18 protein-coding genes and 1 pseudogene are annotated in these 21341 nt (G+C 42.8%); 16 read left to right on the top strand and 3 right to left on the bottom strand.

What is annotated here, in order from left to right; translation table 11 throughout:
* Nucleotides 1-26 precede the first annotated feature (26 nt).
* From AC58UW_RS14830 to AC58UW_RS14805, 6 genes are all read left to right on the top strand, one after another.
* The gene (locus tag AC58UW_RS14830) at nt 27-1307 is read left to right on the top strand and encodes an FAD-dependent monooxygenase (RefSeq protein ID WP_497421408.1); all 1281 of its coding nucleotides are present in this window, start codon (nt 27-29) and stop codon (nt 1305-1307) included.
* Between the two features lie 23 nt (nt 1308-1330).
* A complete protein-coding gene (locus AC58UW_RS14825; protein WP_497421407.1) occupies nt 1331-2146 on the top strand; it encodes a DUF3891 family protein in 816 nt (271 codons plus the stop codon).
* A 31-nt stretch (nt 2147-2177) separates the two neighbouring features.
* Nucleotides 2178-2933, top strand: coding sequence for a maleate cis-trans isomerase family protein (locus tag AC58UW_RS14820; RefSeq protein WP_497421406.1), 756 nt, complete (start codon nt 2178-2180; stop codon nt 2931-2933).
* A gap of 16 nt (nt 2934-2949) precedes the next feature.
* The gene (locus tag AC58UW_RS14815) at nt 2950-3321 is read left to right on the top strand and encodes a DsrE family protein (protein ID WP_497421405.1); all 372 of its coding nucleotides are present in this window, start codon (nt 2950-2952) and stop codon (nt 3319-3321) included.
* Nucleotides 3322-3333: 12 nt separating this feature from the next.
* Complete coding sequence (locus AC58UW_RS14810) at nt 3334-4029, top strand: isochorismatase family protein (RefSeq protein ID WP_497421404.1); 696 nt, start codon at nt 3334-3336, stop codon at nt 4027-4029.
* Between the two features lie 141 nt (nt 4030-4170).
* Nucleotides 4171-4800: a nucleotidyltransferase family protein gene (locus AC58UW_RS14805; RefSeq protein ID WP_497421403.1), complete on the top strand. Its 630-nt coding sequence runs from the start codon at nt 4171-4173 to the stop codon at nt 4798-4800.
* Here AC58UW_RS14805 and AC58UW_RS14800 read toward each other — a convergent pair.
* Nucleotides 4797-5567 carry an IclR family transcriptional regulator gene (locus tag AC58UW_RS14800; RefSeq protein ID WP_497421402.1) on the bottom strand — a complete coding sequence of 257 codons (771 nt, stop codon included), beginning with the start codon at nt 5565-5567 and terminating at the stop codon, nt 4797-4799. The genes AC58UW_RS14805 and AC58UW_RS14800 overlap by 4 nt on opposite strands.
* 163 nt (nt 5568-5730) lie before the next feature.
* On the opposite strand from AC58UW_RS14800, the pseudogene AC58UW_RS14795 reads away from it, so the two are divergent.
* The 3 genes and pseudogenes from AC58UW_RS14795 to AC58UW_RS14785 form a co-directional block, all read left to right on the top strand.
* Nucleotides 5731-5832 (top strand): annotated as a pseudogene (locus tag AC58UW_RS14795) (ATP-binding cassette domain-containing protein); the annotation flags it as partial.
* Nucleotides 5833-6052: 220 nt separating this feature from the next.
* Nucleotides 6053-6433 carry a cupin domain-containing protein gene (locus tag AC58UW_RS14790; RefSeq protein WP_497421401.1) on the top strand — a complete coding sequence of 127 codons (381 nt, stop codon included), beginning with the start codon at nt 6053-6055 and terminating at the stop codon, nt 6431-6433.
* A 14-nt stretch (nt 6434-6447) separates the two neighbouring features.
* Nucleotides 6448-7500: a Gfo/Idh/MocA family protein gene (locus AC58UW_RS14785; RefSeq protein WP_497421400.1), complete on the top strand. Its 1053-nt coding sequence runs from the start codon at nt 6448-6450 to the stop codon at nt 7498-7500.
* A gap of 17 nt (nt 7501-7517) precedes the next feature.
* On the opposite strand, the gene AC58UW_RS14780 is transcribed toward AC58UW_RS14785, so the two are convergent.
* Entirely contained in the window at nt 7518-8258 is a 741-nt protein-coding gene (locus tag AC58UW_RS14780; RefSeq protein WP_497421399.1) for a helix-turn-helix transcriptional regulator, read from the bottom strand.
* 287 nt (nt 8259-8545) lie between these two features.
* On the opposite strand from AC58UW_RS14780, the gene AC58UW_RS14775 reads away from it, so the two are divergent.
* From AC58UW_RS14775 to AC58UW_RS14750, 6 genes are all read left to right on the top strand, one after another.
* Complete coding sequence (locus tag AC58UW_RS14775; RefSeq protein ID WP_497421398.1) at nt 8546-10267, top strand: extracellular solute-binding protein; 1722 nt, start codon at nt 8546-8548, stop codon at nt 10265-10267.
* 68 nt (nt 10268-10335) lie between these two features.
* Nucleotides 10336-11238 (top strand): ABC transporter permease, encoded by a 903-nt coding sequence (locus AC58UW_RS14770; RefSeq protein WP_161409719.1) that lies wholly within the window; start codon nt 10336-10338, stop codon nt 11236-11238.
* A 53-nt stretch (nt 11239-11291) separates the two neighbouring features.
* Entirely contained in the window at nt 11292-12179 is an 888-nt protein-coding gene (locus tag AC58UW_RS14765; RefSeq protein WP_497421526.1) for a carbohydrate ABC transporter permease, read from the top strand.
* 85 nt (nt 12180-12264) lie between these two features.
* A complete protein-coding gene (locus AC58UW_RS14760) occupies nt 12265-14022 on the top strand; it encodes a sensor histidine kinase (RefSeq protein WP_497421397.1) in 1758 nt (585 codons plus the stop codon).
* Nucleotides 14015-15634 (top strand): response regulator transcription factor, encoded by a 1620-nt coding sequence (locus tag AC58UW_RS14755; protein ID WP_497421396.1) that lies wholly within the window; start codon nt 14015-14017, stop codon nt 15632-15634. The genes AC58UW_RS14760 and AC58UW_RS14755 overlap by 8 nt, the downstream gene beginning before the upstream one ends.
* A 43-nt stretch (nt 15635-15677) precedes the next feature.
* A complete protein-coding gene (locus AC58UW_RS14750; RefSeq protein ID WP_497421395.1) occupies nt 15678-17207 on the top strand; it encodes a glycoside hydrolase family 43 protein in 1530 nt (509 codons plus the stop codon).
* Nucleotides 17208-17511: 304 nt separating this feature from the next.
* On the opposite strand, the gene AC58UW_RS14745 is transcribed toward AC58UW_RS14750, so the two are convergent.
* A complete protein-coding gene (locus AC58UW_RS14745; protein WP_497421394.1) occupies nt 17512-18675 on the bottom strand; it encodes a murein hydrolase activator EnvC family protein in 1164 nt (387 codons plus the stop codon).
* A 266-nt stretch (nt 18676-18941) separates the two neighbouring features.
* On the opposite strand from AC58UW_RS14745, the gene AC58UW_RS14740 reads away from it, so the two are divergent.
* Nucleotides 18942-21311, top strand: a complete 2370-nt coding sequence (locus tag AC58UW_RS14740; protein WP_497421393.1) for a helix-turn-helix domain-containing protein — start codon at nt 18942-18944, stop codon at nt 21309-21311.
* Nucleotides 21312-21341 lie beyond the last annotated feature (30 nt).

Genomic DNA, 21341 nt, shown 5'->3' with positions numbered 1-21341 from the left:
CTTGGAACATATGATGAGAGCTTATTTTGAAAGGAGAAGTGATTGTAATCATGGGAAGTTTAAATAAAGAAATCAATTGTGATGTGTGCATAGTCGGCGCAGGCCCTGCTGGAATGCTCTTAGGGTTACTGCTTGCGAAGCAAGGCATTGACGTATTGGTATTAGAGAAAAATGCAGATTTTCATAGAGAGTACCGAGGAGAAATTACGCAACCGCGTTTTATTCAATTGATGAGTCAGCTTAATTTGTTAGATTATATAGAAACGAGTTCGCATGTGAAAATTGAGGAAGTCGTCGTTTTCCATAATGAAATGGAAATATTGAAACTCGCCTTTAACTCCTTGGTAGAAAACACCTATTGTTCAAGACTCACTCAACCGACGCTGCTTGCGGCATTGCTTGAGAAAGCAAATCTCTATCCCAACTTCAAGCTCAAGTTTAATACGAAAGTAAAGGAGTTACTGAGAGACGGAGAAAAAATTGTTGGCGTCTTTGCGCAGGTCACTGGAGAAACAGAGGAGTCGGATCATGAGGGCGAATTAAATATCAACGCCAAAATCACTGTAGGCGTGGATGGACGAAATTCAACTATGGAGAAGCTGGCCAATTTCGAGCTGGATCTCGATTACTATGTGAACGATCTTTTATGGTTCTCTTTTGAAAAACCAGAGTCATGGAATTATAATATTTACCATTTTCACTTCCAAAATCACTATAATTATTTATTTTTGCCTAAGCTGGGCGGCTATATCCAATGCGGGATTTCTTTGACCCGAGGAGAGTTTCAAAAAATTAAAGACGAAGGCATTGAAGTTTTCAAGCAAAGAATTATTAAAGATTTGCCGATTCTCAGACCGTATTTGGAACCTATGACAGATTTCAAGTCATTCGTGTTGCTATTATGCAAAATGAGATATGTCAAGGATTGGGCAAAAGACGGCTGCTTGCTTATTGGCGATGCAGCACATTGTGTAACTCCGTGGGGAGCAGTAGGCAGCACGCTTGCCATGGGAAGTGCAGTTATTGCGGCGGATGTCATTTATAAAGGATTTAAGAATAACGATTTATCCCTTGAAACTCTTAAACAGGTACAAAAAAGACGTGAAAAAGAAGTGAAAATGATACAAAATCTTCAAGTAACTTTAGAAAAATTTTTAACAAGAGAACCGGTTAAGAAAGATTTAGCACCACTTATGTTCAGAATGGCCAATAAAATGCCTGACATAGTCAATACTTATAAGCAGCTATATACAATGGATAAACCATTAGAAATCGATCGTTCATTTGTCTTTACTGATTCTAATTAATGATTGAGGGGAGAAGCCAATTTATGTTTATCACTAAGCATGATGGATATTTACATATTGTCAATCAATATGATCATTCTATTCAGGCGGGAGAGGTTGCACAGCGTTGGGGAAATGCACAATTTGCACGTACTGAGTTTTTTGATTCCCTATGCTTGGCGGTAGAAAAGCACGATATTGGCTGGGTAGATTCGGATGCACAGGTGCTGTTCAATTCCGAAACCGGACAGCCCACTCCCTTTCTCAGTATTAATCTGCTTGACCATGTAGAGTTTTACGGCATGGGCTACGAGCAAGTCAAAGCTGAGGATACCTATGCAGGGTTATTGGTAGGTATGCATTGGATTGGCTTATACACAAGTCGCTTTGGATACGATCCATCATTCACATTTAACATTCCCAAAGATTTGATGCCTTTTATGGATGCGCACATCCGTGAAAATCAGAAGGCTTGGGTAGATTTGAAGATGAATTTGTGGAGTAAAACAGAACGCAGAAGCCGATTTGAAGATAATTTGTGGATGAATTACGAGATTTTACAATTTATGGATCGACTTTCTCAGTATGTATCTATGCATACCCTGGATACGCAGAACCAGTTCATTTTGGGTCCCATACGGCAAACGTTGGATAGTGTTGGGGAAATGATAACGGTTCAGGGTCAAGGTAATGGAACAGTTGTTTTAGATCCTTTTCCCTTTAATTCCGTCGTAGAGACGACTGTAATGCTGCGTAAAATTCCAGATATCCGTTATGGCTCACATGAAGAAGTATGTCAAGCTATGGAAGAAGCCAAAATGGAGCCAACAACCTGGAAGTTAATACCTGCAAATGCTTAATAAATCTGATGTAAAATGCGGAGGAACAATAATGAATAAAGAATACCGTATCGGTTTGATTGTTCCCAGTTCAAATACGACCATGGAAAAAGAAATACCGGCAATGCTTCAATCGCGAGCACGAGTAGCACCGGATGAGACATTTACTTATCACTCCAGCCGCATGCGCATGATGCATGTCACGAAGGAAGAGCTGGCAAAGATGGATGCTGACAGCGACCGCTGCGCATTGGAGCTATCCGATGCACGTTGCGATGCACTGGCTTATGCCTGCCTTGTAGCCATCATGTCTCAAGGTCCTGGTTATCATTGTCTCTCTGAAGGACGTCTGTCCAATATTGCAAAGAACAATGGTACAGCTGTACCAGTAATAAGCAGTGCAGGCGCTCTAATCGAAGGAATTAATGCTTTGGAAGCAAAGAAAGTAGCCATTATAACCCCTTATATGGAGCCGCTGACGAAATTAGTTGTTGATTATATCGAAGCTATCGGCATTGAAGTAACGGATGCGATCAGTTTAGAAATATCCGATAATTTAGCTGTTGGTAAGCTAGATCCTTTAAATTTAGTTGAGATCGTAAATGGATTAAATACAAGTAATGCGGATGCGGTTGTATTGTCGGCATGTGTCCAAATGCAGTCTCTTCCTGCGATTCAAAAGGTTGAGGATAAACTGAATCTTCCCGTTCTATCCGCTGCAACCTCAACCGTCTATCAGATACTAAGACAGTTGAATTTAAAGCCGGTGGTTCCTAACGCAGGATATCTTTTGTCCAGAGGATATTAATTAAGGAGGAGTAATAGTGGCAAAAATTCTTATTCATTCAACACATGGACCTGAGGCGCCTACTCAAGCAGATCGTGCATTTCTTATCGCCAAAACAGTAATTAATGAGGGGCACCACGTCTCTATGTTTCTAGCTGGAAGTGCTGTTCAACTGCTGCGTGACGATATGTTGGACAGCGTAATCGGGGTTGGCGATGGTGTAACCTCTTTGCGTGATTCTTACAACACAATTATAAACGGTGGAGGGAGAATTTATCTATCGAGAATTTCTTGCAGCGCACGTGGAATGACCGATCAAGATATAAGCGGCAAACAAGTGGAGCTTGCTGAACCCAATCTTCTTGTACGGCTGACGGTGGATCATGATCGGATTATTACCTACGGATAGGGGGAGAACTTGGTGAATCGGATATGGGATAACTATTTGGATGAGCAGGATAGGAAGGTATACCAAGAGGCAGGGTTGGGTACGATGATGGGCATTGGCAAGAAGCCAGCATTAATTATTGTCGATGTGCAATACGGTTTTACAGGGGATTCGCCAGAATATATCGAGGAATCCATTCAAAAGTATCCAACAAGTTGCGGAGAAAGAAGTTGGCAAGCCATTGCTCATATTAAACCGCTTCTGCATGAAGCCAGAAAAGCGGAACTTCCTGTATTTTTCACCGTTATCGAGGGCAGTAAAACTTCATCTAATGATCGCGTTGCGATCAAAGGGAATATTTTTGATCATCCAGCATTGTTGGAAGGTGAAAAGGGCACGAAAGTCGTCGATGAATTGAAACCTCAATACGGAGAGATTGTCATATCCAAAAAAAAACCAAGCGCTTTTTTTGGAACGCCTTTGATTTCCTATCTTACATCGCGCGAAGTTGATACTGTGATTATTACGGGTTGTACGACTAGTGGATGTGTACGTGCCACTGTCATTGATGCTTTCTCAAATAATTACAAGGTAATTGTTCCAGAGGAGTGTGCGTTTGACCGGGGGATAGCTTCGCATGCTATTAATCTCTTTGATATGCAGCAGAAATATGCGGATGTCGTGCCTGTGGATGAGGTAATGAAGCATCTCTATTCATTAGAGAAATAGTACCGCTTAAGCTTGTGAAGAACAGTCAAAATTGGAATACTGGTAGTAGAGAAAACCATGTGATCGTTGGAATAATTGAGAATTCCACCGATCACATGGTTTTCTTGAGTAGGAAAATCTAATTAAAGGATTGATGAATGAATGAAATCGGGTGCACCAGTAGAGGTATATGGAATAGTTCCAGCAAGTGGCTTTTCTAGACGAATGGGGAAACAAAAGCTCCTTCTTTCTTGGCAAAATGCCCCGTTGCTAGAACACGTTTTGATAACAGCTCAAAACTCCTCCTTAAGAAGCGTTTTAACTGTAATTCCTGCTGGAGATGAAGAACGAAGTCATATAAATAAGCAATGTAATTGCGATAATGTATATAACTCCAAACCAGAGAGGGGAATTGGGTATAGTTTGGCTCTTGGAGTCAAGCAAATTCCCAAAACTGCTGATGCTGTGATTATTGTACTCGGTGATCAACCTGAATTAAACGGGGATGACATTGAAAAAGTTATCGAACGTTTTCAGGAGATTTACAGCGAAACTAAAGGTCATTCGAAAATTATCATTCAAACTCGTTATATGGATAATAAGATTGGTCACCCAATTCTGTTCTCTAAGCATTTTTTTTCAGATATTGCCCTTTTAGACGGAGATAGGGGAGGTAGTTTAATTATTAACGATAATTTTAAGTATGTTACTTGCGTAGATAGTATGAATTCATATCCTGATGATATTGATACAATCGAAGACTTTGCACGATTATTAGAAAAATGGGATTAGATAGGATCGAACCCTAAAGATTGAGACAATAGTATACATTCTTTTTTTAATAGGCCGATAACTTCTGAATTACTAGATATATCTATTACTCCTGATATTCCTACAATTGAGATAGTCGCAATGATATTATTTTTCCGATCAAATATCGGACACCCAACTGCTATGATTCCTGGAACCAAAGTCTGATTCGTAATCGAATATCCATTTATCCTGACTTTTGAGATTTCTTCTTTAAATACTGCTGGATCCATTTGATATTCAATTAATTCTTTTTGTATTAATTGATCTGTTTGTTGTTCAGGCAAAAATGCAGCGAATAACCTTCCAGATGTAGTAAGTATTGTACTAGCTTGTTCGCCAACTTTAATCCCGATTTTTATGGAACGTTTGCTCTCTAATAATTCAATTGGATAAGGACCGCCATTTCCACCCCAAATGGACAAAAAAACTGTTTCATTTAGCGCTTCTCTCAAGTTAACTAATGTTTGTTTTGCGTGGTCCTTGATATCCAATCTTTTAGAGGCCTTAATTCCCATCATAATAAGATTTGTTCCAATGGAATAACGAAGTGAGGAATCCCTCTGTAAAAATCCTGAACGACAAAAGCTCGTTAGATATCGATGAAGCTTACTTTTGGATATGTTGCATATTTCAGAAATTTCAGTTATCGATAGCGGGCTATCAGCTTCGTCAATTTTTTTAATAATCTCCATTCCAATTTCCAAAGATTGAATGCCCTGGCCTTTCATTTCTATATCAGTTTTCATCGTTCCTCCGATTTGGAATAAATATTAATCACATACAGAAGATGCAATATGCATAGTTATTATATCATTTATTCAAACTCATTTATTCAAACGATAAACAGAGGCTGCAGATTTTACTGATGATAAGACGACTAAAGAGTATTTGAATAGGTGTTAGTCTAGGATCGACCACGGCGAGTTCGTGGCTATCATGGGTCCATCGGGGTCGGGGAAGTCGACGCAGATGAACATTTTGGGCTGCTTGGATGTTGCGGATCATGGGGACAATGTGCGGGTTCGTCTTTCAGAATGTGTCGATTACGCAAAGGTCATAATGAAACGGCTAAACAATGATGTGTGTCTTTGAAAATAATTTCTTGGGTATTACACTCATATCGATTTTTCATAAAACATATCGCCTTTCAACATTTACATTCCAGTTTGTCAAGCCTATGATTAATTTGTAAAAAATATTGATCACAACTCAAGTTGAAAGGAGTTACTTTATGAAAAAAACGGATTTTATCTACAATAAGTCACAAGCGTATGAGACTCGACAAAATTGCCATGGTGGGACAGGTCCTTATCAATTAAAGGATATTATTCAAACGGTGTCATCAAGCGATAGGCAGTACATCAAATTTATTCATGACGATATAATCCCGCCAGGTTCTACCTTTGGATATCACCAACATAACAGCGATGATCCCATGGAAGAGTGGTATTACTGTATTTCTGGTCACGGAATCATGGAGCTTGATGGCAACCAATACGAGATGTCGGCCGGCGACATAAGCGTCTGCCGTGCAACCGGCAGCCACGGCCTTATTAACAATGGTCCCGGGGATTTAAGAATTATCGTGATATATGCTTCTTCAATAAAATAATGGGGGGGATAAGATTGAGCATTAGAAAATTTAGAGTAGGTGTTGTCGGATTAACTGTGGGAGCAAGTCATGTTAAAGACTACGCTAGCAGCGACACCGTTAAAGAAATTGTATTGTGCGACGTTGATGAATCAAGACTGAAAGAGATAGGAGATAAATATAACATTTCAAAAAAATATACGGATTTCGAAAAGATGTTGAAAGAGGAAGATTTGGATGCGATTAGTCTTGCCGTTCCTAATTTTTTACATATGAGACTTTCCATTCAGGCAATGGAAGCGGGCGTGCATGTGCTGTGTGAAAAACCTATGGCAAGAAATGCGGCAGAGGGAAGGAAAATGCTTGATGCTTCTCAAAAGCACAACAAGAAGTTAATGATCAACTTCAATCAGCGATTTCTACACGAATGCCAAGTGTTAAAATCCGTGATTGACGAAGGCAAGCTCGGCGATATCTATTATGTACGGACGTTGTGGCAGCGAAGGCGGGGAGTGCCATGGTGGTATCCGCTTTCATCTGGAAAAGAAGTGTGCGGTGGTGGAGCTCTAATTGATCTTGGTGTCCATGTGCTTGACCGTGCTATGTGGTTTTGCGGATATCCAGAACCGGAATGGGTACTAGGAAACACGTATTGCAAGGTCTCCAAGGACGAGGCTGCGCGCAAAGGCATTCATAACTTCGAGCTCGAAGACATGGGGGTAGCTATGTTCCGTATGACGAACGGGGCTATGCTTGAATTGGAAGCATCCTGGGCCAGCAACCGAGAGAATGAGGCGATTACAACACGGATTTATGGCTCAAAAGGAGGTGCGGTCCTGCATACTGTAGTTGGAGACAGGAATGCTTCAAGCAACAAAGTATTTTTGGAAATCGGCGGAGAAGTCCAAGACATTCCTATAGATGATAAGGTTATTTCAAAAATGCCGAATGTTCGACAAGCGTTTCTGGATGCCATTATTAATGATGAAGAGGTACCTTGCACGCCTCAACAGGGACTTAAAATCACACAAATGTTAGATATGGTTTACTTGAGCGCTGAAAATGGCACGCCGGTCAAATTTGAATGATGGACTGTTAAAGCATTTTAAATGCGAAATCTGCTTGGAGACATTCCTGTTTTAGACTGAAAAAACCGAGAAAAATTATAGATATCAGAAAAACCGCAACTGCTAGCTATGTCCGTGATACTGAGAGTAGACATGCGCAACAGAGTTTTGGCAGTTTCCAGTCTGCAGCGCTGCAGGTAGGCGTAAGGCGTAACGCCGCGTTCCTGTTTGAAAATACGAATAAAATGATCTGTCGTAAGAGAAAAGTTCTGGGCAAGTTCGCTCATATCATACTGCAGCTGTGGATGTTGTTGAAACATGCGGCATAGCTCATCAATTTTTATTGTATAAGCTCCGGCAGTTGTTGCCGTTATATGTTGATATTCCGTAAGAAGTGCTTCCAGCCATATTCTCATTTGATGCAAGCTAGTTCTCTCTTCGGCTAAACGAAAACGATTGAAAAGCTCTAGTACAAAGTGATATTGATCAAAATGACGATGCTCAGGCAAGTCATACAAGATGTTTGGATTCCGTAAAGTAAAATCTATATAACGTACATCAAGCCTGGTATGTTCAGTTTGATAGGCGTCGACATCTTTTTTGTAATTTATAAGAAAAACATCACCTATGCTTAATTTGTAGCAGTTCTTGCCCAACATGATTTGACCTTCTCCACCCCAAATACTCCACAAGGTAAACCCTGGATGACAACCGACGGGAACCTGCCATCTCCATTCTGAAACGCAGTGCTTCCCGTAATGCATGGATATGATCTCCATATACACCTCTCCGGTTCTTATTATCGATTATTCACAAATAATTCAATCATTTGTAACGCGAATAGTCAAGTCGTCTTTAAAGGATTGTTAGTCGATGTGAATATGGAACTAGAAGATGTTTGATATTATGTAGGTCTTTACACACAATGATTACGCTTACAATACAACAAGATCTGGTAAGTAAAGTAAAGAGTTGTACATTGTTTGGTTGTTATACCAACCCTATAATGAAAACATAACACGTCACTGCAGTGATAGCTTTAAATACTCAATATAGGGGGATGTACATGAAGCTAAACCAACACAAAATGAAAGCGTTATCTGTATCCTTACTTGCCATAACAACGCTCATATCAGCATGCACCAGCCAGAACAATTCAACCAGTACTGAACAGAAAGAAGCAGTGAGCACTGCCGGAAATACCGATGTGAAAAGTGCAAATGTAGAACCGCTTGGCAAGTATGATCCGCCTATTGAGGTGTCGTTTGTAAGGAACCTCAGCGATGTTGTTGAGAATAACGTACTCGGTGTGCTAAAAGGCGAAACATTTGAAGACAACCGATGGACACGTCTATATAAGGAGCAGCTCGGGATCAATATTAAAAACAACTGGGTCGTAAAGGGGAGCGATACTTCTGATCAATATTTACAGAAACTGAATGTAACGCTAGCCTCCGGCGATCTGCCTGATATTATTCCAGTGAACGCGACTCAATTAAAGCAATTAGCAGATTCCGGTCAAATTGAAGATATGACAGCTTTATATGAGAAATATGCGGCTCCCCTAACCAAAGAGATCTTATCGCAAGAGGGAAAAAGCCCATTCGATGCTGCAACGATTGATGGCAAACTGATGGCGATCCCGCAGGTCGACTCCTCGCTTGAACGTGCTATGTTTATCTGGATTCGTACGGATTGGCTTAATAAATTAGGATTGCAGCCGCCAAAGACGATGGCTGATGTACAAACCATTTCAAAAGCATTTGCCGAGAAGGATCCGGATGGCAATGGGAAAAAAGATACATTTGGCCTCGGTTTAAACAAAGCCTTGTGGGGAGGAGCTATAGGCTTAGAGGGGTTCATGGCAGGGTATAAGGCTTATCCGAATTTGTGGATTACCGATGCATCCGGAAAGCTGATGTTTGGCGGTATTCAACCGGAAGTTAAGAAAGCGCTTCAAGCCCTTCAAAGCATGTTTAAGAATGGAGAAATTGATCAGGAATTCGGGATTAAAGACGGCGGTAAGGTATCTGAGCAAATCGCTGCTGGCAAGATCGGAATGGAGTATGGCGAACAGTGGAACTCCATCTGGCCGCTTCAATTGAACCGTAACAATGACCCTAGTGCTCAATGGCGGGCATTCCCGATCGTTTCGGAGTCCGGCGATACACCTAAGGTTCCTTTGAGGTTCAGTACAAGCAAATTTTTTGCGGTTAAAAAGGGTTTCAAGCATCCTGAGGCGGTTATCAAGCTGTTTAATATGCATCTGGAGAAAAACTTTGGCAAAACAGCGGAGTTTGACAAATATTATGCACCGCCGGAAGCAGAAAGTGTATGGCAACTGTCGCCGGTAACTCCGAGCCCGGTTAAGAAAAATGTAGAGGCATTCAGAGCGATCGATGCGGCGCGTAAAGCGAACGACTTCTCGACCCTGAAGGGAGAAGCTAAAACTATTCAAGGCAAGATAGAGGCTTTCAATTCGGGTTCAAAAGAAGGGTTTGCATTGTGGGGATGGGAACGCATTTATGGTCCGGAAGGTTCTGAAGGGGTCGTTGACCAGTACGATAAAAATAGTCAATTCTTGATGGATAAATTCGTAGGCGCACCTACGCCAACGATGGTTGAGCGGAAATCGACTTTAGAAAAATTGATGAATGAGACATACACCAAAATCATTATGGGCGGCTCTGTTGATGAATTCGATAAGTTTGTGAAAGACTGGACTAAGTTAGGCGGAGAGCAAATTACGAAAGAAGTCAATGATTGGTATGCAGCAACGAAGAAGTAGATACGGGCAGAGGACGGGTTAACCATCCTTCCTCTGCTTTTTATGCATGATACAATGGAGGTTATTTTATGGGTATCGGGAAAATGTGGAGAGAGCTTCCGCTGCACCTAATGATGTTACCGGGATTAGTACTCATTGTGCTATTCTCATATGTCCCAATGGCGGGAATTGTCATTGCATTTCAAAAATTCATTCCTGCAAAGGGATTGTTTGGTGACCAGCGTTGGGTGGGATTGGATAATTTCAGATATGTCATGAACCTTCCCAGCTTTAATCAGGTTCTGTGGAATACCCTCTTTATTTCAAGTCTTAAACTTATTCTAGGCTTAATTGTACCAATTATCTTCGCCATTCTTCTTAACGAATTGAAGAATGAGGTCATTAAAAGAAGCGTGCAAACAACCATTTATTTACCTTATTTCCTCTCTTGGGTTGTTCTTGGAGGGATACTTATTGATATTTTATCGCCGTCTAGCGGTATTGTTAACCAACTGTTGGGCGCTTTCGGTTTGAATAAGATATTTTTCCTTGGTGACAATAGCTGGTTTCCGTTTACGCTCGTATCATCGGATATATGGAAAAATTTTGGCTATGGAACTATCGTTTATTTGGCGGCTATCACGGGCATTGACCCTGGCTTATACGAATCTGCCACGATTGACGGCGCAAACCGCTGGCATAAGGTATGGCATATTACGCTGCCCGGCATGCGAATGGTCATCGTATTGTTGTCAGTTCTCAGTTTAGGACAGCTTTTGAACGCAGGCTTTGATCAGGTGTTCAATTTATATAGCCCTCAGGTGTATGAAAGCGGTGATATACTGGATACTTTTGTCTATCGAATCGGATTGTTGGATGCTCAATACGGTGTTGCAACAGCCGTTGGACTATTCAAATCACTTGTTTCGCTTATATTGATTTCAAGTTCGTACTTTGTGGCTTATCGGTTTGCAAAATATAGAATCTTCTAGGAGGAGGGAAAACCGTGGTACAACCATCACCCAGTTCTGTGTCTGATACCTACATCCGGGTACCCAACCGTCGATTCCGATTCGAGTGGTTTTCCGTTCTGAATGTGTCCTTTCTCATCATCGTATCGTTAATATGTGTCCTCCCGTTAATTCATATCGTTGCTGTTTCGTTTAGTTCAAGTACGGCTGCGGCAGCAGGTCATGTGAAACTGTGGCCGGTTGACTTCACATTGGCCTCTTACAAGTTTACGGCTAGCCGGGAAGCATTTTGGCAGTCCATGCTTGTTTCGTTGGAGCGCATTGCGATCGGGACGCCATTAAATTTGCTTTTAACCATCCTCGTCGCATTTCCTTTATCCAAGGAAACGAAGGCGTTTCGCATGCGAATGGTTTACGCTTGGATTTTCTTCATCACCATGCTCTTTCACGGTGGTTTGATCCCTTGGTATTCAACACTTAAGCAGTACAATATGCTTGATACGATTTGGGCGCTCGTGCTGCCCGGTGCGGTTCCCGTATTCAGCATAGTTCTGCTGCTTAATTTCTTTCGAGAGGTGCCAAAGGAGCTGGAGGAGGCAGCAGTCATGGACGGTGCAAGCTACTGGACGACACTCTGGAAAATCTATGTGCCGATATCTAAGCCTGCTCTTGCAACGCTTGCCTTATTTTCCATGGTAGAACATTGGAACAGTTGGTTTGACGGCCTCCTGCTTATGGGAGACCCTAGTCATTACCCGTTGCAAAGCTATATTCAAACGATCGTCATTCAACAAAATTTAACGAATATATCACGTGACGATGCCATTAATATGGCTCTCATATCTGATCGGACGCTGAAAGCCTCACAGATCTTCTTGGGCTCCCTTCCCATTATCTTGGCGTATCCCTTCCTGCAGAAGTATTTTGTTAAAGGGATTGTCCTCGGTAGCGTTAAGGGGTAGTGTATAGATGGCTTCCTAACGAAAATGCTTAGGAAACTTACAAGCTTCAGGCTATAATGGAAGAAAAAAGTTGGGGGCTTGTACCTTGATCAACCGTCAGCCATTCACTTTACGGAACACGATTTTCCTTCGGCTGCTCAGTACTTTTTTGCTTATCATGCTGCCGATTTTATTATTTGGCGTCTACCTGTATAACTGGATCGTCCAGACAGCAAGCGAAGACATCTCCAAAACGGCAGTATCCCAACTAACCTTCTATATCAACGATCTTGAGAAAGAGGTAGAACGGATGAAGCTGCTGCAGTTTGGCGTTATCGAGGATGAAGATCTCAACGAACTGACGCTGACTTGGGGCACGATGGATGTGTTTAAACGCACTGAAAAAATTAACTCGCTGCGAAAACGGCTTTATGCCATTCAAAACAGCTCTCCTTATATTAAAAATGTTAGTGCTCATATTTATCCGATATCCAAAACGATTTCTTCCGCCAATGGCCCAAGCGAGTTTGATACCGAACGGTACAATGGCTTGCGCTCGGCTTTAAGCAGTAGGAATAACCAGATTATTGAGTGGAATGGCGGATTGTTTTTAAGTGCCGCGAAGCAGGGAGTAACCAATGGGAATCAACCGTTGTTCATTATTGAAATTGAACTGGATCAAGAGAGACTGCAGGAGGCGTTAGACCAGTTTAACACCTATCCCGGAAGCGGAACATTGATGACTAAGGAGAATAGTAGTGTTATTCTCACAAGTGGATCTTTAGAGCACATATGGCAAGATATACCAGCTACCATAGCGCAAATCAAACAAGATCCAGTTCATAGTACAGGGACCTTTACCATCTCGGGAAGCCGTTACTATACCGCAATTGCAAGTTCTAACTATTTAAATATGTCTATTTACCGGTTTATTCCAGAGCAAATTATTAAGAAGCCGCTAGACAAGTTTTATCTGTGGGCATGGTTATTTATTTTTGTTGCTGTTGTCATCATTGGAATTTATGCATTCTCCACCTACAAATTTATTCACAAACCGTTGTTAACGCTAGTTAAGAGCTTTCGGCGTATGGAAAATGGGGATCTGGATGTGAATATTCAGCACGAGTCTAAGGATGAGCTCGGTTACTTGTATGGCCGATTTAACCAAATGGTCACCAATCTTGGCTCTTTGATCGATCAAGTGTATAAGCAGAAAATTATGACACAACGGGCGGAGCTGAAGCAGCTTCAATCGCAGATTAATCCACATTTTCTATACAACAGTTTCTTTATCCTGAGAACGATGGCGAAGATTGGAGACGTTGAACGAATCGGACAGTTCGTCACACAGCTTGGTGAATATTTCCAATTTGTTACTAGGAATGCATCTGACGAAGTGCTGCTGAAACAAGAAATTCACCATGCCAGAATGTACACGGAGATTCAGGAATTACGCTTCTCTCGGCGTATCCGGGTACAATTCGACGCTCTCCCGCGGGAAATTGAACAAGTGTCCGTACCACGTTTAATAGTGCAGCCGATTATCGAGAATGCATTTGAACACAGCTTGGAACAAATGAAACGCAGTGGATGCATTATGATTCGCTTCGAGTTGGATGAGGCAGAGATACGTATTATTGTGGAGGATAATGGTGATAGCTTGACGGATGAGACACTGGAGCGTATCTCGGATACGCTGGATAACGGTGATGAACGTGCGGAGACGACGGGCTTGGTGAATATTCACCGCCGTGTCAAAATGACATTCGGTGAAGCATACGGTCTACGAATAAGCCGAAGCGAGCTCGGGGGGTTGAAAGGTATCATTTCTATTCCTTATCAAGGTGGTGATGCTCATGATTAGAATGCTGATCGTTGATGATGAGGAAATTATTACAGACGGGCTGTTTGACGTATTTAGCCAACTGAATCTCAATCTTGATTTGTATAAAGCCTATTCCGGTGAAGAAGCGCTGGAATGGATGAATACGACAAGAGTGGACATCGTGATGTCCGATATTCGTATGCCCGGGATGGATGGTCTCGAGCTAATGAGAAACATACGGAGTAGTTGGCCGCATTGTAAAATCATTTTTTTGACCGGGTACAATGACTTTGATTATGTTTACCAAGCGATTCAATCACCTGGAGTCAGCTATCTCCTTAAGAGTGAAGAATACGATAAGATCATTAAGGCCGTAACAGATGCGATTCATGAACTGGAAGATAGTTTAAAGTTCCACGATCTAGTCAAGCAATCGAGAGAGAAGCTTACTACGCTCGAAACCCTTGCTCAAGGGAATTATTTCCGGTATTTGCTTCAAGGGACACGAACAACGGAGGAGTTAGAAGTTGATTTCCGTAATCTTGGCATTGCTCTTGATCCAACTTTGCCGATCCTTGTTGCGGTAGCCGACATGCAGCGTACGAACATGCTCCATTCCTTTGCGGAAAGCCAGAATGCGGCACTTGCTGTCAAGTTCTTGGCAGAGGCATTCCTGGCAGAACGCACAGATAGTCTTGGTATCATTGATCAATATGGCGGTCTCGTCTGGCTTGTTCAGCCGAAGCAAGGCCAAGTAAAGGAACTGGACGAAGCCTATGCCCGCACGGTCAAATTTCTAGAGGGACAATTTGAGCTTATGCAGCAAGCTTGTCATGATTCTTTGGGAATTACTTTCGCCATAACAATTTGCGCAGATACTTGCGAATGGAAGCAACTTTCAGAGATCTACGATCGAATGAGAAGTGAGCAGTACTGGCGAGCGGGAGACGGTGCCCAGATGGTACAAACAGTCACTTTGGAAACCATTGGAACTGCGGCCAACTCAAGAACGCTGAGAGAAAAGGCGGAGTCCTTGGCGATTCATCTAGAAGGTGGAAATAGAGAGGGATTTCTCCATCTGTTCAACGAACTAATGAAAACGGCATTTGATGAACGAGGAAATGGCGGTCCTTTTGCCCTGGAATTGTATTACACGATTGCTCTCTGCTTATTATCTTATATTAACCGTTGGGAGCTGCACGATAAGGTTGGAACAACAGGGCTTATGCAAAGAGATAGGCATTCATCTTGGCAAGATAGCTACGAGTTTTTGAAACAGACCGCAGAGTCCTTGTTCAATCTTCGATTGAGTGTAGAACGCAATAGAGCAGCAGCGGTGATAGAAAAGATCCGGTTATATATTGAGGAGCATCTGGGCGAAGACTTATCTCTCGTACGTTTAGCTAGCGTGATACACTTCAATCCGTCCTATTTATCGCGGCTTTTTAAGCAGGAAAGTGGCGTCAATCTATCTGAATATATTGATGAAGTTAGAATGGAGAAAGCCAAAAATTTGCTCAAGAAAGACGAACTTAAAATTGCTGAAGTGGGTGTTCAGGTAGGGTATGAAACCCCCCACTCTTTTACTCGATTTTTCAAAAAATCAACCAGTATGACTCCAGCGGAGTATCGTGAGATTGTAAGGAAATAAGAGTAGTGGGATTAGCAGTTTTTAAGTATTAGGAGAGTTAGCGATGGAGAATGTGACGATAACGAACCCGATTATCTGGGCGGATGTTCCGGACCCTTGCGTTATTAGAGTAGGAACGGCCTACTATATGGTAAGCACAAGCATGCATGCAATGCCTGGATGCCCGATTATGAAGTCTGAGAATTTGATGGATTGGAAGATCGTGAACTACGTTTACGATACCTTAGAGGATAACGACGCCAATAATTTGCTGGACGGGAAAGGCATTTACGGTAAAGGGGCATGGGCAGCAAGTTTACGGCATCATAATGGCACGTTCTATGTGTGTTTCTCAAGTAATGATATGAAGCGGTTCTACATATACCAGACAGCAGATATCGAGAACGGGAAGTGGGAGCGATCTGTCATTGCAGGAATCCATCATGATCCAAGTCTGCTGTTTGACGACGGCAGGGTTTATGTCATTCACGGCAACGGTAGTATTCGCATTACGGAACTAACGTCTGATGTGATGACGGTAAAATCTGGAGGTATCGATCAGCGGCTCTTCGAGACGGAACGTGACGGAATCATGCTGCGATGCGAGGGATGCCATGCGTATAAGCTGAACGGTTATTATTATTTGTTTTTCATTGAATGGCCCAATACCGGAAATCGACGTCGTAGGCAACTTTGTTATCGTTCCAGGGAGTTGCTCGGTGTTTATGAACATAAAGTGATTCTTGATGACGACATGGGGTATTGCAATCATGGTATCGCTCAAGGAGGCATCGTTGATACACCGCAGGATGAGTGGTATGCCTTATTATTTCAAGATCATGATGCTGTGGGGAGAATTCCCATTGTGCTTCAAGTTACTTGGGTGGAGGACTGGCCGGTCATTGGGATGGAAGGTAAATCGCAAGTTTCATTCCAAGCACAATTCCCGAGCACGGCACCTACGGCACCTACCCAATTGGTAATTAGCGATGAGTTCGACTATAGCGAAAATAAATTGCTGCTTAATTGGCAATGGAATCATAATCCGGATAACCGTCTGTGGTCTGTGACTACGCGCCCTGGTTGGTTGCGATTAGAAACAGGAAATGTTACCAGTAGTGTCATACTTGCACGCAATACATTGACGCAGCGGACGGAAGGTCCTGTATGTATCGGAATTACGGCAATAGATGTTTCCCATATGAAGCCAGGTGATCACGCTGGAATGGTTGCACTTCAAAATCATTTCGGAACAGTCGGTATTCAAATCGCAGCGAGCGGCGAGCGATATGTTGCGATGTGTGTCAATCGAGGCGATGGTAGTGAAGAAACGGTCGAGCGGCTTCCCTACGAGGAAAGTTTGATTTACTTGAAAATTCAATTCAATTTTGAAAATAGTACGGATCTTGCAAGTTTTTACTACTCAGCTGACTGTGAAGAATGGAAACAAATCGGGGCTCCCTTAAAGATGAAGTATACCTTGGATCATTTTATGGGCTACCGGGTCGGGTTGTTTAATTATGCGACCAAGCAGGTTGGCGGGCATGTTGATTTTGATTTCTTTCGATTTGATAAGGTGGAAAGCAATAATTAGAGGAGAGGCAGACCTATGACCTTCGCTCAAATCAGGCCAACATACATGTACGGATTGAGCGAATTGGCTTTGGCTGTCTCCACAAGACTGTAAATGACGGCCCTCGCTTTAGCTCCTCGAGGCGTGATACTGAGAGAGCGTTACAGAAAGCAAGACCCTCCATTGCTGCCGTGCCCGAACGCTGATGGAGCTTTTTATCCAAACCGTCACGATCGGTGGGGATAGTGATCCCATTTTTAATATTTGTCTTTATAGTGGATTTCATACAGACTAGTCCCTGCTCTGGACAAGCAGGGACTTTATCTTACATATGTTGATTATTCAAATATGGTCGAGGATCGATGTAGTTCATTTGATTGCCAGTAAGGCCTGCTGCAACGGCAAAATGCAGATGAGGTCCCGTTGACTGACCATCATTTCCGACAACGGCAATGATTTGGCCGCGGTGTACTTCTTGACCCACCGACACATAGATCCCATCACCATACATGTGTCCGTAAACACTCATCAAACCATTGGGATGTTGAATGACAACCCAGTTACCGAACCCGTTGGCTTTACCCGCGTAAAGTACGATTCCGTTATCGACCGCGGCAATGGAGGTCCCAATAGGAGCTCCGATATCGATTCCTGCATGGAACTCCTCGCCGCGAGAGCCAAAATCCGATGTTATTGTATGGGAAGAAGGGACAGGCCATTCCCATGTACCGGCGCTCTGAATTTCTTTTTCCAGTGCCGCCTTAAGTTGTTCTTTCACATCAGGAGCAATCATAGCATCGACGCTCGACAAATCTTCTACATCTTTTTTAGCATGGTCAACTTCATTGAGGCTTTGTTGCTGTAGCTGGCTTAATAAAGTTAAACGTACTGCGAGCTTTTTTTCTTGTTCGGCTTTCGCGGCGTTTAGCGTATTTTGCTGGGTTGCAAGTAAGGATTGCTTCTCCTCTAATTCTTCCTTCATCTTCGTTAATTTTGTTTTATCATCCATTTTTGTTTCGATAATCTGCTTATCCTCACTAAGCAGCATAATTAACATACTCATTCGATTGATAAAATCGCTAAAATTTGAAGAACCTAAGAGTACATCCATATAAGAAATTGAAATGTTTCCGCTCGTATACATATAAGTAAGTCGATTTTTCAACAACTGATCGCGGTTATCCATATCCTTTTGAACATCAGCAATAGCTTTTTGTAATGTTAAATTTTGGATATTCATTGTGTCGATCTCAGGTTGCAGTTCGTTTGCCAATTTATCATATTCAAAAACTTGACGGTTAATCGTTGTAAGCTGGCTTTCAATTTCAAGTTGTTGATCATTAAGATCATGGATCACTTGTAAACGTTGATTATAAGATGCAATTAAATCTTGGGCACTCTGTTCCGTCATATCTGCTGCATGAACATAATGAATATTAAAAAATAGTATCAACAGGGCTGCTGCAAGAACAAGTTGCTTGGATCTCATCCTATCATCCCTTTCAGCATGAACCTATGATGTCAATGAAGATGAATGAATGAATTTCTACATTAATAAAATTTTAAAACTTATCGTTCAAGCTGTCATTGGTATGTTATTCCTTACAAATTAATTTACAGGCCGAACTTGTTTTACAAGTAAAATTGCAAACGCTTTCTAATGAATTGGTAAATGTGGAAAGGTAATGATGGGTTCGGTATGGAAAGAATAGGGGGATACTGCGTTTCTCTACTTTTTAGACAGGAGGGAGCCGATTGATCAGCCTTATTCAGATTGCCTTTTCCAACTTTAAATTCCGCAGCTTGTTTTTTCGAATTTTGTTCCTGCTAATCCTGCTCGTGGTGATCACGGTGCTAATCGTAGGTTTTTTCGCTAACCGCTACAGTCAGAATGTCGTCAGGAACGAGGTCAAACAGTCCAGCTTTCAAATGCTGGAGCAGACACGGCGTCTAATGGATACGCTGCTGAATGATGTCGACCAAATTACGGTCAGGCTGGCGCAGAACCGCGCATTTTCGGCAGCGATGGAAGCGGAGACTGAAGGGCCGTCCCCATCCGATATGGACCAAATTCATAGCTACTTGCTGGATTCTTACATTACTTCACCGTATATTGAATCGATCTATGTCTATTACGCGGCTAGCGACATAGTTCAAACAGCGTTAATCGGACCAGTCAAGTCCAAGGAATTTGATGATCCGGATTGGCTGTCAAATTATCATACCATGAGCCGCACGGAAGGAAGATGGTTTGTACGTGAATATCCGGGTGATAACAAAAATTTATCAGAGACACAGGTTACTTTAATTCGTACTACCCCTTGGACGGGGTCGCCTATCAAAGGAGCAATTGTCGTCAATATGAATCAGCAGGCACTTTTTCAAATTCCTTCGTTCCGGCTCATGCGGCAAGGGGAAGAAATTTGGATGGTTAGTCCGGATGCTACTTTGGCTTTTAATAGCAATACGGGCCTCCAAGTGCCCAACCAAGAATTTTCCGTTGTTCAGAACAAGCTTGGCAGTGATATATCCGCTTTTACCGACCACTTCCGTGGCAGCGAGTTTTCATTTACCGCTGTATCCTCCCCTTATACGGGGTGGAAATATGTCGATCTCATCCCAACAAGTTCCTTATACAAAAGCAGCAAAGAAATTCAGAGCTTCATGAAGATCCTCATGGCATTCAGTATTTTGGCAGCTGTACTTGTAGCTTTTTATATAACACTTCGGATTTACAGTCCTATTCATTCACTTGTGCAAATGGTTAATAACAAGAAAGGCAATTGGAAGTCTGCAGTTCCGGTCCGTGAGCAGAGCGAACTGGCGATGCTGTTCTCGGCGTTCATATCGATGAAGGAGCAGGGCGCAGAAATGGAGATCCAGTTAAAAGATAATTGGCCGGTGCTGCAGCAGAGTTTTCTCCAGCAATTAATTCATGAACGGTCAAAACTACATGAGGAGCGCTTTGCCAAATTTGCGTATTATCAGCTGCCTGTGACGCGTTGGGGATTTTTTGTCATTGTGATCCGCATCGATGATTATCATGCTTATGTAAACAAATACGGGAGCTTTGACCAAAGCTTGATCCGTTACTTTATCGCCAAGCTCGCCGGTGAGCTTGGCGGCCACATGTATCGAAGCTACCCGCTGCATACGGAGAGCAGAGATGTCATACTCGTCTGCAATCCGGAGGAGAGCATGTCTTCGGAAGCTTTTTACCAGGGAGCGCTCGAAACGGCCGAGCGGATGCGCGCTGCGATCCGGGAATATTTGCACTTGACCGTGAGCACTGGAATTGGCGAGCTCAAACTGCAGGCAGGCGATATCAGCGAGTCTTATCGTGAGGCCGTCGAAGCTCTGGAAAGCCGGGCGTTCAAAGGCTACGGATTAATCGCGCCAAGCTGGCTCGTCCGGGAAAAGAAGCCTGGCGACCACCTGCTGATCCGCAAGCTGGCGGAAATGAAACGCGAGATCCTCCTGCTGTTTCGCGAAGAGCCTTCGAAGAGTTTCGAAGAAGAGCTGCAGAAGTTGGGTGATGCGGCTGAAGGCGCAGAGGGTTTGCCGTTCCCTCTCATCCAGCATGCCTATTTTCAGATGATGGTCGAAGTGTTCCAGCGTTCCACCGAGCTAGGCCTGCCGGCTCAAACCGATAATGAATTGGCCATGCTGCAGGAAAAGCTACTGCGTTTGGAAACGGTTGAAGATGTCGTGCATGTCACACAGACTTATATTCGCCAGACAAATCTGCGGTTTCACGCTGAGAAGAAAAGCGAACCGGAGTCTGTAGCCAAGCAGATCCTGGACTACATTCAGGTTAATTTTGATAAGGAAATCTCACTCGGGGGCATCGCTGACCAATTACAGTTGGACCCTTCTTATGTCAGCCGTTTGTTCCGGCAGGAGATCAGCATCACATTCATGGATTATGTCATCTCGCTGCGATTGGAGAAGGCCAAGGAGCTGCTGCAGATGAGCGAAAAGACGGTGAAGGATATCGGTGCCTTAGTGGGTTATACCAACCAGCGCAGCTTTAACCGCATTTTTAAAAAGCACGAAGGCATGACGCCAGGTGAATTCAGAGACATTCATGCTCCCAAGAAACTCCATAGGGAGGAAATTTATTGATTTCTCCAAGCAAGTGAACGATATCAGAAA

This window comes from Paenibacillus sp. J22R160 (assembly GCF_059692135.1).
The sequence above is the reverse complement of the archived record's forward strand: the minus strand, read 5'-3'. Positions and strand labels throughout refer to the sequence as shown.

What these genes read in the sequence shown, in the direction of transcription:
- AC58UW_RS14825 (WP_497421407.1), top strand. Translation starts at nt 1,331, where the DNA reads ATGTTTATCACTAAGCATGATGGATATTTACATATTGTCAATCAATAT.
- AC58UW_RS14820 (WP_497421406.1), top strand. Translation starts at nt 2,178, where the DNA reads ATGAATAAAGAATACCGTATCGGTTTGATTGTTCCCAGTTCAAATACG.
- AC58UW_RS14805 (WP_497421403.1), top strand. Translation starts at nt 4,171, where the DNA reads ATGAAATCGGGTGCACCAGTAGAGGTATATGGAATAGTTCCAGCAAGT.
- AC58UW_RS14800 (WP_497421402.1), bottom strand. Translation starts at nt 5,567, where the DNA reads ATGAAAACTGATATAGAAATGAAAGGCCAGGGCATTCAATCTTTGGAA.
- AC58UW_RS14790 (WP_497421401.1), top strand. Translation starts at nt 6,053, where the DNA reads ATGAAAAAAACGGATTTTATCTACAATAAGTCACAAGCGTATGAGACT.
- AC58UW_RS14780 (WP_497421399.1), bottom strand. Translation starts at nt 8,258, where the DNA reads ATGGAGATCATATCCATGCATTACGGGAAGCACTGCGTTTCAGAATGG.
- AC58UW_RS14775 (WP_497421398.1), top strand. Translation starts at nt 8,546, where the DNA reads ATGAAGCTAAACCAACACAAAATGAAAGCGTTATCTGTATCCTTACTT.
- AC58UW_RS14770 (WP_161409719.1), top strand. Translation starts at nt 10,336, where the DNA reads ATGGGTATCGGGAAAATGTGGAGAGAGCTTCCGCTGCACCTAATGATG.
- AC58UW_RS14755 (WP_497421396.1), top strand. Translation starts at nt 14,015, where the DNA reads ATGATTAGAATGCTGATCGTTGATGATGAGGAAATTATTACAGACGGG.
- AC58UW_RS14750 (WP_497421395.1), top strand. Translation starts at nt 15,678, where the DNA reads ATGGAGAATGTGACGATAACGAACCCGATTATCTGGGCGGATGTTCCG.
- AC58UW_RS14745 (WP_497421394.1), bottom strand. Translation starts at nt 18,675, where the DNA reads ATGAGATCCAAGCAACTTGTTCTTGCAGCAGCCCTGTTGATACTATTT.